Here is a 13,095-nt window from a genome sequence, read left to right on the forward strand (position 1 = left end):
AGCATGGCTTTTTTATTTTTTAAAAATTTTTGGAATAAAATTATTTTATAAATTTGGTATAATGAAATAAAGGTTGGTGGAAGATTTAAGATGAAGACTGTACTCATAACAGGAGCTTCTCGTGGAATAGGAAGAGATATTGCAAGAAGACTTGCAAGAGAAGATTATAGAATAATAATTAACTACAATAAATCTGAAAAAGAAGCAAAAGAACTAGAAAAAGAAATAAGAGAAATGGGAAAAGATGCCCTAGCATTAAAGGCAGACATTAGAAAATTTTCTGAAGTGGAAATAATGTTTGATGAAGTTTCAAAGAGATTTAAGGGAGTAGACATACTAATTAACAATGCAGGAATTTCTTCTTATGCTCTTTTCCAAGATATTGACGAAAAAACTTGGGACGAAATTTTTGATGTAAATGTAAAAGGTGTTTATAATTCTATTCACGCAGCTCTTCCTTATATGTTAGAAAAACATTCAGGTAAAATTTTAAATATGACATCAATTTGGGGAATAGTCGGCGGATCTATGGAAAGTCATTATTCTGCTACAAAGGGAGCTATAAATGCACTTACAAAAGCCCTAGCCCAAGAACTAGGTTATTCTGGCATCACAGTAAATGCAGTGGCACCAGGTGCAGTTGATACACCAATGACAAGAGAAATTGGAAATGATAATTTGTGCATATTATCAGAAGATATACCCATGGGTAGACTTGCTACGACAGAAGAAATTGCAGAACTAGTTGCCTTTATGATTTCTGATAAAAATTCCTACATGACAGGACAAATAATTTCTCCAAATGGCGGAATGATTGTCTATTGATTAAAATTTTGTAACTTAATAAATTGCAGCCAGAACTCTAAATTAGATATAAATATATTGTATATGGAGATTAGAAAACTATGGAAAAGAAAATTGAAAATAAATATAAAATTAATAATAAAAAAACGCTAAATCAGCAAGTATATGAGTCTTTAAAGCAGATGCTATTAGATGATGTTTTCGAAGATGGACAGAAGTTAAATGAATTAGACATTGCCAAACTATTGGGTGTTAGTGCAACTCCAGTAAGAGAAGCGTTTAGAAGATTAGGTGCAGAGGGTTTTTTAGAAATAATTCCGTACAAAGGAGTATATGTTAAAATATTTTCTGAAAAAGAACTAATAGAAGTTTATGAGTGTAGAAAATCCCTTGAAAACTTAGCATTAGAACTCGCAATGCCAAACATAACTGAATTAGAGATAGATGAATTAATTGAAGAGATTGAGGACAATATTATAACAAAAGACATTAGAAAAAATGTTGATATGAGTAATAAACTTCATAATTTCCTTATAGATAAATCTGGTAACAAAAGATTGAAGAAGCTACTTATAGACTTAAATGATGTATTAATTAGGGATAGAAATATATCAGCAGTTGATCAAGATAGAAGAACTGAAATATTAGAAGAACATTTGAATATTCTAAGAGCCATCAAAAATAAAAATTTAGAGTTATCAAAGAAATATTTGGATGATCATATAAGTAAAGGTTGCAGTTATATATTAAAAAAGAAAAAAACATATTAAAACTAACCTCCTTAAATTGGATCTTAGATTCAACTTAAGGAGGTTAGTTTTTTTATTACTTTAAATTTACTGTTGTAAAGTAATAAAAAATAAGATATAATATATTCAACATAATATATTCTATAGAATATAGAAAAGGAGAATGAATATGAAAAAAATTTTAATGGGAAAGATTGCTGATAAGCTAATTGACACAAATTTAAAAATGAAAAAGGGGGAAAAACTACTAATTGTTACCGAGCCAGAAAAAATTAACATAGCCGAAGTAATTGCTGCTTCAGCCTTAAGGAAAGATATTGAACCGGTTATAAATATTATGATGCCTAGAGAATTTGACAGTAATGAACCGCCGAAAATAATCTCAGAAGCCATGAAAGCATCAGATGCTTTTTTATCAGTTGTTGAAAAATCTATAACGCATACAAATGCGGTAAAAGAAGCAATATCCAATGGAAGTAGAGGTATAGTTCTCACTCAGTTTAGCGAAGATATGATGATTCATGGTGGAATGGAATGCGATTTTGAAAAGCAAGCGCCATTATGCAAGAAAGTAGCTAGTATGTTAGCCAACTCTAAAGAAGTTCACTTGACAACTCCTCTTGGAACGGATTTAAAGTTTTCAGCTGAAGGAAGAAGAGGTAATTCATTATATTGTTTAGTTGAACCTGGCGAGTTTTCAACAGCACCAACTATTGAAGCCAATGTATCTCCTATAGAAGGAACTGCGCAAGGGAAAATTGTAGCAGATGCTAGTGTACCTTATATAGGTATAGGGCTTTTAGAAGAACCTATAGAGTTTGAAGTTGTGGATGGATTTATTGTAGATATAAAAGGAGGGTATCAGGCAAAATTATTAGCAGATAACTTTGAGTCCATGAATGATCCTAATGTTTATAACATTGCTGAGCTAGGAATTGGTTTAAATCCAAACTGTAGATTTATTGGATTAATGCTAGAAGATGAAGGAGTATATGGATCTGTTCATATAGGTATAGGGACTAGTATAAACTTAGGTGGAACTTTAAAAGCAGCTTGTCACTATGATGCGATAATGACGGGAGCTACAGTTGTAGCAGATGGAGTTGAAATATTGAAGAACGGGAAAATAGCTTTTGATTATGACTAATACTTAATATAAGGAGGACATTATGTACACTATTGAATTAAATATGTTTTATACTTCTACTATCGCAGTACTTGTCTTATTATTAGGATCCTTTGTGAAAAACAGAATTTATTTATTAGAAAAATTTTGTATACCTGTGCCTGTTGTTGGAGGTATTATTTTTACTATTATAACGCTTTTGGGGTACGTGACAAAAACATTTATGATTGAATTTGATTTTGTTTTGAGTGATTTCTTTATGCTCGTGTTCTATACTAGTATTGGATTTACTGCTAGTATCCCATTGCTAAAAAAAGCTGGAAAAGCAGCAATTGTATTCTTGATACTATCAAGCTTCATGGTAATTTTACAAAATGCATGGGGTATAATAGGGTCGTTAATTATCGGAGTGGATCCATTAGTTGGTATAGCAACAGCATCTATACCTATGACTGGTGGGCATGGAACTAGTGCTGCATTTGCTCCTGATTTAGTAAAATTAGGTTTAGATACTGCAACTACAATTACTTTATCATCTGCTACTTTCGGTCTAGTTGCTGGAGCTTTAATAGGCGGGCCTGTTGGTAAATTTTTAATTGAAAAGAAATCAATAACGAAGACAGCAAGTACAGATGGTAATATTATTGATTTTGAATCCAGTATGGAAAATGAATTAACAATCAAAGGTTTTACAGAATCTTCATATTTGATGTTGATATCAATTGGGTTAGGGACAGTTTTATCAAAATTGTTAAGTATGTCTGGTTTGAATTTTCCTGCATCAGTAGGAGGAATGCTAGCGTCAGCTGCAATACTAAATTTAAATAATGATAGTAATAGGTTTCACATACATCATTCTGAGTTAGAATTAATGGGAAATATTTCACTATCTATTTTCTTAGCTATGAGCATGATGAAATTAAAGTTATGGGAATTAGCAGAGCTTGCTACACCTATGTTGATGCTATTGTTTGGCCAAGTTTTACTTATGGCTTTATTCTCTATATTTTTTACATTCAGACTTATGGGACGAGATTATGATGCTAGTATAATAGCTGCTGGACACTGTGGATTTGGGCTAGGGGCAGTTCCAACAGCAATGGCAAATATGGATACATTAAGTGAAAAGTATGGTTATTCACCTAAGGCTTTCTTTTTAGTGCCCCTAATAGGTAGTTTATTTATCAACGTTGTAAACTCATTTGTAATAACTATAGCGATGAATATTGCGGCAAGCCTATAAAAATATTAAAAATACGTTATAATTAATTGTAATGTATTTTATAGACTCTATTTCAAATGTTTAGGAGACTTGAATTAACGAGCCTCCTCAATATTTGATATAGAGTCTTTTTTTGCAAAATAATTTTATAAATTTGGTATAATGAAATAAAGGTTGGTGGAAGATCTAAGATGAAGACTGTACTCATAACAGGAGCTTCTCGTGGAATAGGAAGAGATATTGCAAGAAGACTTGCAAGAGAAGATTATAGAATAATAATTAACTACAATAAATCTGAAAAAGAAGCAAAAGAACTAGAAAAAGAAATAAGAGAAATGGGAAAAGATGCCCTAGCATTAAAGGCAGACATTAGAAAATTTTCTGAAGTGGAAAGAATGTTTGATGAAGTTTCAAAGAGATTTAAGGGAGTAGACATACTAATTAACAATGCAGGAATTTCTTCTTATGCTCTTTTCCAAGATATTGACGAGAAAACTTGGGACGAAATTTTTGATGTAAATGTAAAAGGTGTTTATAATTCTATTCACGCAGCCCTTCCTTATATGTTAGAAAAACATTCAGGAAAAATTTTAAATATGACATCAATTTGGGGAATAGTCGGTGGATCTATGGAAAGTCATTATTCTGCTACTAAGGGAGCTATAAATGCACTTACAAAAGCCTTAGCTCAAGAACTAGGTTATTCTGGCATAACAGTAAATGCAGTGGCACCAGGTGCAGTTGATACACCAATGACAAGAGAAATTGGAAATGATAATTTGTGCATATTATCAGAAGATATACCCATGGGTAGACTTGCTACGACAGAAGAAATTGCAGAACTAGTTGCCTTTATGATTTCTGATAAAAATTCCTACATGACAGGACAAATAATTTCTCCAAATGGCGGAATGATAGTTTATTGATTTTTAAATAAGGAGTTTTTTATGACTAAAATATTATTTATTTACAATCCAAATTCTGGCGATGAAAGTGGAAAAGAATTTGTTGGAAAAATAGAAGATAAGCTTAAAAAATATTTTGACCAAGTTATTATAAGAGAAACAAAAAAAGCTGGAGATGGGACAAAATTTGTTGAAGAAACAAAAGATATTGATTCTATTGGAGTTTTTGGTGGAGATGGAAGTGTAAATGAAGTCTTACTTGGAATGAAAAAAACTAAGTCAAAAGCAAAGCTTTTAATCTTGCCAGGTGGTACAGGAAATTTATTGGCAAAAAGATTAAATATTCCCCAAGATAAAGATGAAGCAATAGAAGCCTTTGACTTTAAAAAGACAAAAAAGATTGATTTAGGCGAAGTTAATGATGAAGTATTTAGTCTTTTTGCATCACTTGGACCAGTTCCAGAAGCAATCCACGAAGTTTCTTCTGAAGAAAAATCAAAGCTAGGTGGACTTGCCTATATAAAGAAATCCATAGAAAATCTAGTTGCTGCAAAAAAATATAATCTTTCCATAAAGTCAGATGGAGGAGATTATGAAGGGGAAGTTGACCATTTATTGGTAGGACTTACTAATAAGATTGGAAATATAGAGTTCACTAAGAAAAATGAAGAAATGGATAATGGAAGGGCAAATTTATTTATACAAACAAGTGACGCTCCTACAGATATGCTAGAAATTTTAAAGGATTCTATAATTGGAGATATTGAAGATGGGAAAGGCATTATTCATTATACAGTAAAAGAAGTTGAGATATCTCCTTTAGATGATGAAAAAATCACAATTGATATTGACGGAGATAAGGGACCAGATCTTCCAATCAAGATAAGAATTTTAAAAGAAGCTGTAGAAGTTTATCTTCCAGACGAGGTAAAGAATGACTAAGATTTTATATGCAAAGGGCTATGTTGATAAAAAGAGCAAAGAGCTGAGAGATAAAATTGAAAAATTAAAAGAAAATCCAATAATTTCTATTATAAGAGTGGGAGATGACTACGGATCTCTTGCCTATTTAAAGGGAATAAAAAAATCTGCAGAAAAACTTGGGGTTGAGGTTGATGTAAATGAATTTCCAATTGACGCAAGTGAAGAGCAAATATTAGAAAGACTAAAAAAATTAAATCAAGATGAAAAAATTGGGGGCATTCTAGTTTTTAGACCTCTTCCTGAATCTATTAATGAAGATGTAATTTCACTTGCCATTGATCCCAAAAAAGACGTGGACTGTATGAGTCCAATAAATAGATCTAAGGTCTACAGCGGTCACTTAGATGGATTTATTCCCCTTGCATCAAAGGCAGCACGCGAACTTTTGGATTTTTATGATTATGAACTTACTGGCAAGGATGTTGTTATAATTAATCACTCAAATGTTGTTGGCAAACCCCTTGCTATGATTCTTTTAAGTGAACTTGCAACAGTAACAGTTTGCCACGAAGGAACTCGTGATTTGAAAAAATATACTAAGTCTGCCCATATTATTTTTACAGCCATGGGCATTGCAGAAATTTTAGACGAAACTTATTTTAATGAAGATGCAGTGGTAATAGACATTGGAACTTCAAAAAATAAAGAAGGAAAATACAGAGGCGACTTAGATGAAAAATCTGTCAATGGAAAAATTGGAGCCTTTTCTCCAGTACCTGGTGGAATAGGGAGCATTACAAATTTACTTTTACTAGAAAATGTAATAAATTATTATTTATAAATTTTGTGAGAAATATCCCTCCTCTTGGAGGGTCTTTTCTTGTAAAGACGACATAAATTAAGGAGAAAATGATGATAACAGATAGAGTGATTTTAGTTAGGCCCTATGCCTTTAAATTTAATAAAGAGACGGCTAAGGATAATATTTACCAAGTTAAGCCAAAAAAAACAACAGAAGAAGAGATGCAAGAAAGAGCTTTGAAGGAATTTGACAATGCAGTGGACTTACTTCGTCAAAATATGATTCATGTTGATGTTATAGAAGATTTTGATGATACTACACCAGATTCAATTTTTCCAAACAATGTTTTTGTAACCTTTCCTGGAAAGATTTTTATATCACAAATGTACACAGAAAATAGAAATGAAGAATATGAAAAAATCCTTCCTCAGCTAAAAAAGATAATCGATTATAATAAGGCAGAAATTATTGATTTTAGAAATAATGAAGAAAGAGTTCTTGAAGGAACTGGTGCAGTTGTAATAGATAGGTGGAATAATATTTGTTATGGAAGTCTTTCAAAGAGATGTGACAAAGATGAATTTTTAAAATTTGCAAAAATGTTTGGTTTAAAGCCAATTTATTTTAAAGCAGAAGACCATAAAACCAATATCTACCACACCAATGTAATGATGATGGTTGGAGAAAAATTCGCCATTATTGCAGATGATTTAATAACAGAAAATAAGGATGAAGTTTTAAAAAGTTTAAGAGACTCTGGAAAGGAAATAATTTCTATAAATAAAGATGAATTTGATAATTATGCAGGAAATTCTATCGAGTTAAAGGGAAGGGACAAAAATATACTTGTGATTTCAAAATCTGCCTTTGAAGTTCTCACAAGAGAAAATAGAGAAAAAATCGAAAAATATGATAAAATTCTTCCAATTGACGTTACCACAATTTCAAAATTTGGAGGCGGATCCATAAGATGCATGATAGCAGAAAATTTCTTTGACATAAGTGAGGCTTAATATGGATTTATTAAAGTGCCTGGCATTTATATTTTTTGCAATCTTTTGGCTAAGAGAAATCCCAGAAATTTTTAGGAAATATAAAGAAGACAAGTCCTCCAAAAATTTGTTATCACTGCTTGGAAGACTTATAATGGTCCTTGCCTCAATAATTTTGGCAATAGGAATTTATGTATAATATTGAGAGATAAATTTTATCTCTCTTTTTTATTATAAAATTTTAAAAAGGCTAATCCCAAAAGTAACCAAATGAAGAAAATAATTAGGGCAGTGTAGCCCATAAAAGAAGGAGTTTTTGGGATAAAAGTGGAAATTACAATAATAGCAGAAATTATTATTGCTGGATAAATAGTTAGTTTTCCACCGGGAGCCTTAAAGGAAGTATAATAATCTTTTTCTTTATTAATCAAAGCAGCTAAGGATAGACAAGTTAAGAACCATCCAATTACAAAAGAAACTGAACCAAGACTAGTCAAGGGATCTATTAAATTCATGCCCACAAAAGGACCGACAGCAGCAAAGAAAAAGCTGAAAATAAGAGCTATTACAGGAGTGCCATATTCAGCATGTTCCTTTGCAAAAACTTTTGGAATAAGATTATTTTTTGCCATAGATTGAAGTAGTCTTGCCGATGCCATAAACATTCCATTCCAAGTTGAGAAAAGACCAGATACAGTTCCTATTACAATTAATTTATCAAGAATAAAACCAAGTTTTCCTCTATAAGCGTCTTGTAGTAAATATCCCATGGCAGGTGGACTTGCAAGAGAATAGGCTTGCCAGTTGGAGACACTTCCTGTTGAAAGTATGACAAGTGAATAAAAAACTCCTGCTGCTATTATAGAAAGAACCATGGCAATGGCGACATTTTTAAATTTTTTATCGGGTGAAGTTTCTTCCACTGACTGGGCAATGGTGTCAAAGCCAGACATAAAAAAGGGAACAATTACAATAACCGCTATTATTCCACCAAAAAGTGAAGAGTGATTTCCTTCACCGACGTTTTTATAAATTGGGTAGAAATTATAAAGGCTTCCAGCTTTAAAGGAAAAAATAATAACTATAAAACCTATTAAAATTATTAAAATAGAAAGTATAGATTGAAGCTTTGAAGCAAAATTTGATCCTTTAAAATTTATAAAAAATAATAGAAGAGCGAGTATTACTCCCATAATAATTGAAGAAGCTTGTATGGGATAACCAGCCACATAATAAAGGATCTTTGAACTAGATAAAAAAGGCACTAATTTTTTGAGAATTGTGTTTATATAAATAGCTTCCCAAGGGAGTATCGTTAGATAAGAAAGAGCAAGAAACCAAGATGAAAGAAAGGATAACTTTCTACCAAAGGCCTTACTAGTATAGACCATGACCCCACCAGCCTGTGGAAGGGTGGCAAGTAACTCCCCATGACATAGTCCAATTGGTATTAAAAGAATAGTTGCAATTATAAATCCAAGAAAGGCAGGTATGGGACCACCAGCTTGAGCTATCCAGCGATTAGAAGAAACCGCCCAGCCAACTCCAACCATGGATCCAAAACCAAGCATGAAAAAATCAAGGTAGCCCATGTCACCTTTCTTTCTACTTTGCCTAATTCTCATTATATTTTTTATATTTGGAATTTTCTTTTTCATTTCACTATATTTATCTTTTTTCAAGAAAAACACCTCTATCAAAAGTATTTATATCAATTTAACGTGTAAAACTATATTATAATAATATGTTAAAAATGATCCAGTTGTCAAATTTATAAAAATACAATTTTCATTTAAAACTAAAAAATAGCTTGAACTAATAAAAATTAAAATATAAGATACCATAAGAAGGGAAAAATATGAAAAATAAAATTTTAACTATAATAGAAATAATTCTAATAATAATTTTGGCAACAAGCCTTTATAGGATTTATGATTACAACAAAAATGACAAGGCCTTTAAAGCTGACACAAGAGAAGTTCAAGAAAAATTTGAAAAAAAAGAGCTAGAGACTCCTGATCCAAAAGTTGATGAAAAAGAAAATAGAAATCGTGAAGCCGTAAAAAGAATTGAGGACCTTAGGAAAGACTACCCATCTATTATTGCCTGGATAAAAGTTGGCGGAACAGAAATAGACTATCCTTTGGTAAAGGGAAGCGACAATGAATATTACCTAAACCACAACTATAAGGATGAGTACAATGTTTTTGGTGCCATCTTTATGGATTATAGGAACAATGAAAATTTTTCTGACCAAAACACAATAATCTACGGTCACAACAATCAGCGTGCCGGCAATTTTAAGGACCTTCACAAGTATGAAGAAGAAAGCTTTTTTAATGAAGAGAGATTTATAGAAATTTATTCACTTGAAGGTTATAAAAAATACAAGGTCTTTGCAGCTTACAATGCAGGACCTTACGATAACTTTAGAAATACAAGCTATCTTGATGAAGAGGGAAAAGAACTCCTAGAATATGTCAAAGAAAGAAATATTGTAAAAGGAGAAATGCCAGATAAGGTTAGGGATTTCATAACTTTACAAACTTGTTCGCCTAAGGACACAAGGTTTGTCGTTCAAGGGGTTTTAGTTGAAGATTAAAAGTCGCCTAAGGGCGATTTTTTTATGAAAATTTTTAGATTTAATATAATTTCAAAAAATCTTTAGACTTAAAAAACATAATAAAAAAAATATTATAAAGACCCTTAATTTACAAATATGAAAAGGATTGTTATAATATAAACAATTGGGAGGTGTTAATTTGCTGAAGAATGCAAGGGGTATTTCCGAGACCGTTATAAGGAGAATGCCAGTTTATCATAGATACTTAAAAGAGCTTATAGAAGATGGAATTGAGAGAGTTTCATCAAAGGAGCTTAGTGGACTCACAGGTTTTTCTGCTTCGCAAATTAGACAGGACTTAAATAATTTTGGGGGATTTGGTCAACAGGGCTACGGTTACAACACTAAGGCTTTAAAGGAACAAGTTGATAAGATTCTTGGTATAGACAAGTCTTACAAGTCAATTGTAATTGGAGCTGGTAGGCTTGGACAGGCAATTGCAAGATACAATGGATTTAGGGATTCTGGTTTTAATGTGATTTCTCTTTTTGATATCAAGGATGATATTGATGATATTAGTGGTATTAAAGTTCGAAACATGAGAGATTTGGAAAAATACATAAGAGATGAGAAAGTTGATGTTGCAATTATAACTGTGCCAAGAGACGTCTGTGAAGATGTGGCAACTAAGGTAATTGATGCAGGTGTGAAAGGTATTTGGAACTTTGCGCCCTATGATTTAAAGGGACCAGAGGGAGTTGTAATTGAAAATATAAGACTTAATGATTCTCTTCTTACACTTTCTTATTTCATGAAGGAAATTAGCTAAGCTATTATTTATTAATAGCTTTTTTATTTATAGGGGTTTTATTTTTAATGAAGATAAATTTTGATGATGGTTTTTGCAAGATTAGAGACCTAGAAGAATTTGATCCAAGGGATATTTTCACTTGTGGGCAAGCTTTTAGATGGTATGAAGAAGATGATGATTCTTTTACTTTTATAACTCATGGAAAAGTTTCCAATGCAAAAAAAGTTGGAGATGAAATAATTTTAAAGGGCGTCGACGAAAGGTCTTTTAGTGAAATTTTTTATGATTATTTTGACCTTTCAAGAGATTATAAAAAAGTTATGGAAAATCTTGCAAAGGATGAAGTTATGAAAAGGGCAACTGATTATGGGAAGGGCATAAGAATCTTAAATCAAGACAAGTTTGAGACAATTATTTCCTTTATAATATCTGCCAATAATCAAATACCAAGAATAAAAAAAGCCATTGAAAAAATTTCTGAAATGTACGGAGATTATTTGGGAGAAGATGAAAATAGAAAATATTACTCTTTCCCAAGTCCAGATAAACTAGCTCTTGCAAGACCAGAAGACCTCAGGGAATTTGCTCGTGTTGGATTTCGCGACAAGAGGATAGTGGAAACAGCAAAATTAATTAAATCAGGTCAAGTAAATATTTCTGAAATTGAAAAAATGGACCTTGAAGATGCGAGAAAAGAGCTACAATTACTTCCTGGAGTTGGACCTAAAGTTGCAGATTGCATACTTTTATTTGCCTTTGATAGGAAGGAGTCTTTTCCAGTTGATGTTTGGATAAAAAGAGTTATGGAAGAATTGTATCTAAAAGAAGTGACTCCAAAATCAAAAATTGCAATAAGAGGAAGAGAAGTCTTTGGAGAAAATGCAGGTTTTGCCAATCAATATTTATTTTATTATGGAAGAGAAAATAAACTAGGAAAGTGAAATAATAAAACTAAATAATAAAAAATTAGACTGAGGATAAAAACTCAGTCTTTTTTAATACTCTTAAAAATATTTATAATAAAACTATTTTTTAAAAATGTCTAAATTTTCTATTCTGTCAAAGGCTTCGTTAATTTTGTCCTTATTGACAGTAACAGCAATTCTAATAAAGCCCTCTCCAGCATCACCGAAGGCCTTGCCATCAATTAAATTTACATGAGCCTTTTCCAAAATTTCTTTTACAACTTCTTTTGTAGTCATACCAGGAACATTTATCTTTGGAAAAATATAAAAAGTTCCCTTGGGTTTCATAACTTCTACATATTTTAATTTTTTTAATCTCTCATAGGCAAGATACATTCTTTCCTTGTATTCATTATATAATGCTGGGCAAATTTTCTTTCTATTTTCAATTCCAATGACACCAGCATATTGGCAAATAGTTGGGACTGCATAGACTGTGTTGGTGTGAATTGCATTTACTGCTTTTATTAGATTTTCGTGAGCAACAATAGCTCCAAGTCTCCAACCGGTCATGACAAAATCCTTGGACATTGAAGAAATGGAAATTACTCTTTCAAAATTTTTGTCATATTTTATCATTGGAGAGAATTTAGATTCGTAGGAATAAATTGTGTAAATGTCATCGCAAATCACAAGAATATCGTGTTTTACAGCAAGTTCATAAATTTCTTTTAGACATTCATCTGTATATACTGCTCCTGTTGGATTGTTGGGAGTGTTTATAATTATTGCTTTAGTATTTTTATTTATTAATTTTTCAAGTTCGCTGGGAATAATTTCAAAATCATTTTCAAATTTTGTGTCGTAAAAGACAGTTTTTCCTCCTGCCATTTCTATTTGATCAGGATAGACGCTAAAATATGGGGAAGGCACAATAACTTCATCGCCCTTATTTAAAATTGCCTGAAGGATTAAGAACATAGCTTCTGTTCCAGACATAGTTATTAAAATTTCCTTTGGGTCACATTTTACCCCAAAGTCTTCTTCATAAAGTTTTGCAATAGCCTCTCTAAATTTTATATAACCTTGTGGGTCTGCATAGTGAGTGTGTCCAGCCATTTGTGAATCATAGGCTTCTTTTATTATAGTTTCGTCTGTCCTAAGATCGGGATCGCCGACTCCAAAATTAATAAAATCATCATAGATGCTAGAATAGTCTATGGCATAAATAGATTCTTCCACATCTCTATATTTTTCACGGATAAATTTTCTCATATAAGACTCCTTTTCTA

14 protein-coding genes are annotated in these 13,095 nt (G+C 31.7%); 12 read left to right on the top strand and 2 right to left on the bottom strand.

Going from position 1 to position 13,095, the window contains the following annotated elements:
* Nucleotides 1-90: 90 nt before the first annotated feature.
* The 9 genes from ymfI (BN3657_RS03715) to BN3657_RS08495 all read left to right on the top strand — a co-directional run bounded on the left by ymfI (BN3657_RS03715) (nucleotide 91) and on the right by BN3657_RS08495 (nucleotide 7,723).
* The gene (gene ymfI, locus BN3657_RS03715) at nucleotides 91-825 is read left to right on the top strand and encodes an elongation factor P 5-aminopentanone reductase (protein ID WP_062551828.1); all 735 of its coding nucleotides are present in this window, start codon (nucleotides 91-93) and stop codon (nucleotides 823-825) included.
* An 80-nt stretch (nucleotides 826-905) separates the two neighbouring features.
* The gene (locus BN3657_RS03720) at nucleotides 906-1,574 is read left to right on the top strand and encodes a GntR family transcriptional regulator (RefSeq protein WP_062551829.1); all 669 of its coding nucleotides are present in this window, start codon (nucleotides 906-908) and stop codon (nucleotides 1,572-1,574) included.
* 148 nt (nucleotides 1,575-1,722) lie between these two features.
* Nucleotides 1,723-2,700: an aminopeptidase gene (locus BN3657_RS03725; RefSeq protein ID WP_062551830.1), complete on the top strand. Its 978-nt coding sequence runs from the start codon at nucleotides 1,723-1,725 to the stop codon at nucleotides 2,698-2,700.
* A gap of 22 nt (nucleotides 2,701-2,722) precedes the next feature.
* Nucleotides 2,723-3,922: a sodium/glutamate symporter gene (gene gltS, locus BN3657_RS03730; protein WP_062551831.1), complete on the top strand. Its 1,200-nt coding sequence runs from the start codon at nucleotides 2,723-2,725 to the stop codon at nucleotides 3,920-3,922.
* A 170-nt stretch (nucleotides 3,923-4,092) separates the two neighbouring features.
* Entirely contained in the window at nucleotides 4,093-4,827 is a 735-nt protein-coding gene (ymfI, locus tag BN3657_RS03735; RefSeq protein WP_062551832.1) for an elongation factor P 5-aminopentanone reductase, read from the top strand.
* A gap of 21 nt (nucleotides 4,828-4,848) precedes the next feature.
* The gene (locus BN3657_RS03740) at nucleotides 4,849-5,748 is read left to right on the top strand and encodes a diacylglycerol/lipid kinase family protein (protein WP_062551833.1); all 900 of its coding nucleotides are present in this window, start codon (nucleotides 4,849-4,851) and stop codon (nucleotides 5,746-5,748) included.
* Complete coding sequence (locus BN3657_RS03745) at nucleotides 5,741-6,571, top strand: bifunctional 5,10-methylenetetrahydrofolate dehydrogenase/5,10-methenyltetrahydrofolate cyclohydrolase (RefSeq protein ID WP_062551834.1); 831 nt, start codon at nucleotides 5,741-5,743, stop codon at nucleotides 6,569-6,571. Before BN3657_RS03740 ends, BN3657_RS03745 begins: the two co-directional genes overlap by 8 nt.
* Before the next feature lie 71 nt (nucleotides 6,572-6,642).
* On the top strand, nucleotides 6,643-7,545 hold the full coding sequence (locus tag BN3657_RS03750) for an arginine deiminase-related protein (RefSeq protein ID WP_062551835.1): 903 nt from the start codon (nucleotides 6,643-6,645) through the stop codon (nucleotides 7,543-7,545).
* A gap of 1 nt (nucleotide 7,546) precedes the next feature.
* Nucleotides 7,547-7,723, top strand: coding sequence for a hypothetical protein (locus BN3657_RS08495; RefSeq protein WP_154664286.1), 177 nt, complete (start codon nucleotides 7,547-7,549; stop codon nucleotides 7,721-7,723).
* Between the two features lie 16 nt (nucleotides 7,724-7,739).
* Here BN3657_RS08495 and BN3657_RS03755 read toward each other — a convergent pair whose 3' ends face one another.
* Complete coding sequence (locus tag BN3657_RS03755; RefSeq protein ID WP_062551836.1) at nucleotides 7,740-9,206, bottom strand: APC family permease; 1,467 nt, start codon at nucleotides 9,204-9,206, stop codon at nucleotides 7,740-7,742.
* Nucleotides 9,207-9,382: 176 nt separating this feature from the next.
* Between BN3657_RS03755 and srtB the strand changes: the two genes are divergently transcribed.
* The 3 genes from srtB to BN3657_RS03770 all read left to right on the top strand — a co-directional run bounded on the left by srtB (nucleotide 9,383) and on the right by BN3657_RS03770 (nucleotide 11,839).
* A complete protein-coding gene (gene srtB, locus BN3657_RS03760) occupies nucleotides 9,383-10,126 on the top strand; it encodes a class B sortase (RefSeq protein ID WP_062551837.1) in 744 nt (247 codons plus the stop codon).
* Between the two features lie 160 nt (nucleotides 10,127-10,286).
* The gene (locus tag BN3657_RS03765) at nucleotides 10,287-10,916 is read left to right on the top strand and encodes a redox-sensing transcriptional repressor Rex (protein ID WP_062551838.1); all 630 of its coding nucleotides are present in this window, start codon (nucleotides 10,287-10,289) and stop codon (nucleotides 10,914-10,916) included.
* Between the two features lie 47 nt (nucleotides 10,917-10,963).
* Nucleotides 10,964-11,839, top strand: a complete 876-nt coding sequence (locus BN3657_RS03770; RefSeq protein ID WP_062551839.1) for a DNA-3-methyladenine glycosylase family protein — start codon at nucleotides 10,964-10,966, stop codon at nucleotides 11,837-11,839.
* An 84-nt stretch (nucleotides 11,840-11,923) separates the two neighbouring features.
* Here the strand turns inward: BN3657_RS03770 and BN3657_RS03775 are convergent, their stop codons facing one another.
* Nucleotides 11,924-13,078 (bottom strand): aminotransferase class I/II-fold pyridoxal phosphate-dependent enzyme, encoded by a 1,155-nt coding sequence (locus tag BN3657_RS03775; RefSeq protein WP_062551840.1) that lies wholly within the window; start codon nucleotides 13,076-13,078, stop codon nucleotides 11,924-11,926.
* Between the last annotated feature and the right edge of the window lie 17 nt (nucleotides 13,079-13,095).

Origin of the sequence: Peptoniphilus phoceensis (assembly GCF_001517665.2) — a bacterium.
Taxonomy (GTDB): domain Bacteria; phylum Bacillota; class Clostridia; order Tissierellales; family Peptoniphilaceae; genus Peptoniphilus_A; species Peptoniphilus_A timonensis.

Excerpts from the sequence above, each read along its gene's own strand:
- ymfI (WP_062551828.1), top strand. The coding sequence starts at position 91 with ATGAAGACTGTACTCATAACAGGAGCTTCTCGTGGAATAGGAAGAGAT.
- BN3657_RS03720 (WP_062551829.1), top strand. The coding sequence starts at position 906 with ATGGAAAAGAAAATTGAAAATAAATATAAAATTAATAATAAAAAAACG.
- BN3657_RS03725 (WP_062551830.1), top strand. The coding sequence starts at position 1,723 with ATGAAAAAAATTTTAATGGGAAAGATTGCTGATAAGCTAATTGACACA.
- gltS (WP_062551831.1), top strand. The coding sequence starts at position 2,723 with ATGTACACTATTGAATTAAATATGTTTTATACTTCTACTATCGCAGTA.
- ymfI (WP_062551832.1), top strand. The coding sequence starts at position 4,093 with ATGAAGACTGTACTCATAACAGGAGCTTCTCGTGGAATAGGAAGAGAT.
- BN3657_RS03740 (WP_062551833.1), top strand. The coding sequence starts at position 4,849 with ATGACTAAAATATTATTTATTTACAATCCAAATTCTGGCGATGAAAGT.
- BN3657_RS03745 (WP_062551834.1), top strand. The coding sequence starts at position 5,741 with ATGACTAAGATTTTATATGCAAAGGGCTATGTTGATAAAAAGAGCAAA.
- BN3657_RS03750 (WP_062551835.1), top strand. The coding sequence starts at position 6,643 with ATGATAACAGATAGAGTGATTTTAGTTAGGCCCTATGCCTTTAAATTT.
- BN3657_RS08495 (WP_154664286.1), top strand. The coding sequence starts at position 7,547 with ATGGATTTATTAAAGTGCCTGGCATTTATATTTTTTGCAATCTTTTGG.
- srtB (WP_062551837.1), top strand. The coding sequence starts at position 9,383 with ATGAAAAATAAAATTTTAACTATAATAGAAATAATTCTAATAATAATT.
- BN3657_RS03770 (WP_062551839.1), top strand. The coding sequence starts at position 10,964 with ATGAAGATAAATTTTGATGATGGTTTTTGCAAGATTAGAGACCTAGAA.
- BN3657_RS03775 (WP_062551840.1), bottom strand. The coding sequence starts at position 13,078 with ATGAGAAAATTTATCCGTGAAAAATATAGAGATGTGGAAGAATCTATT.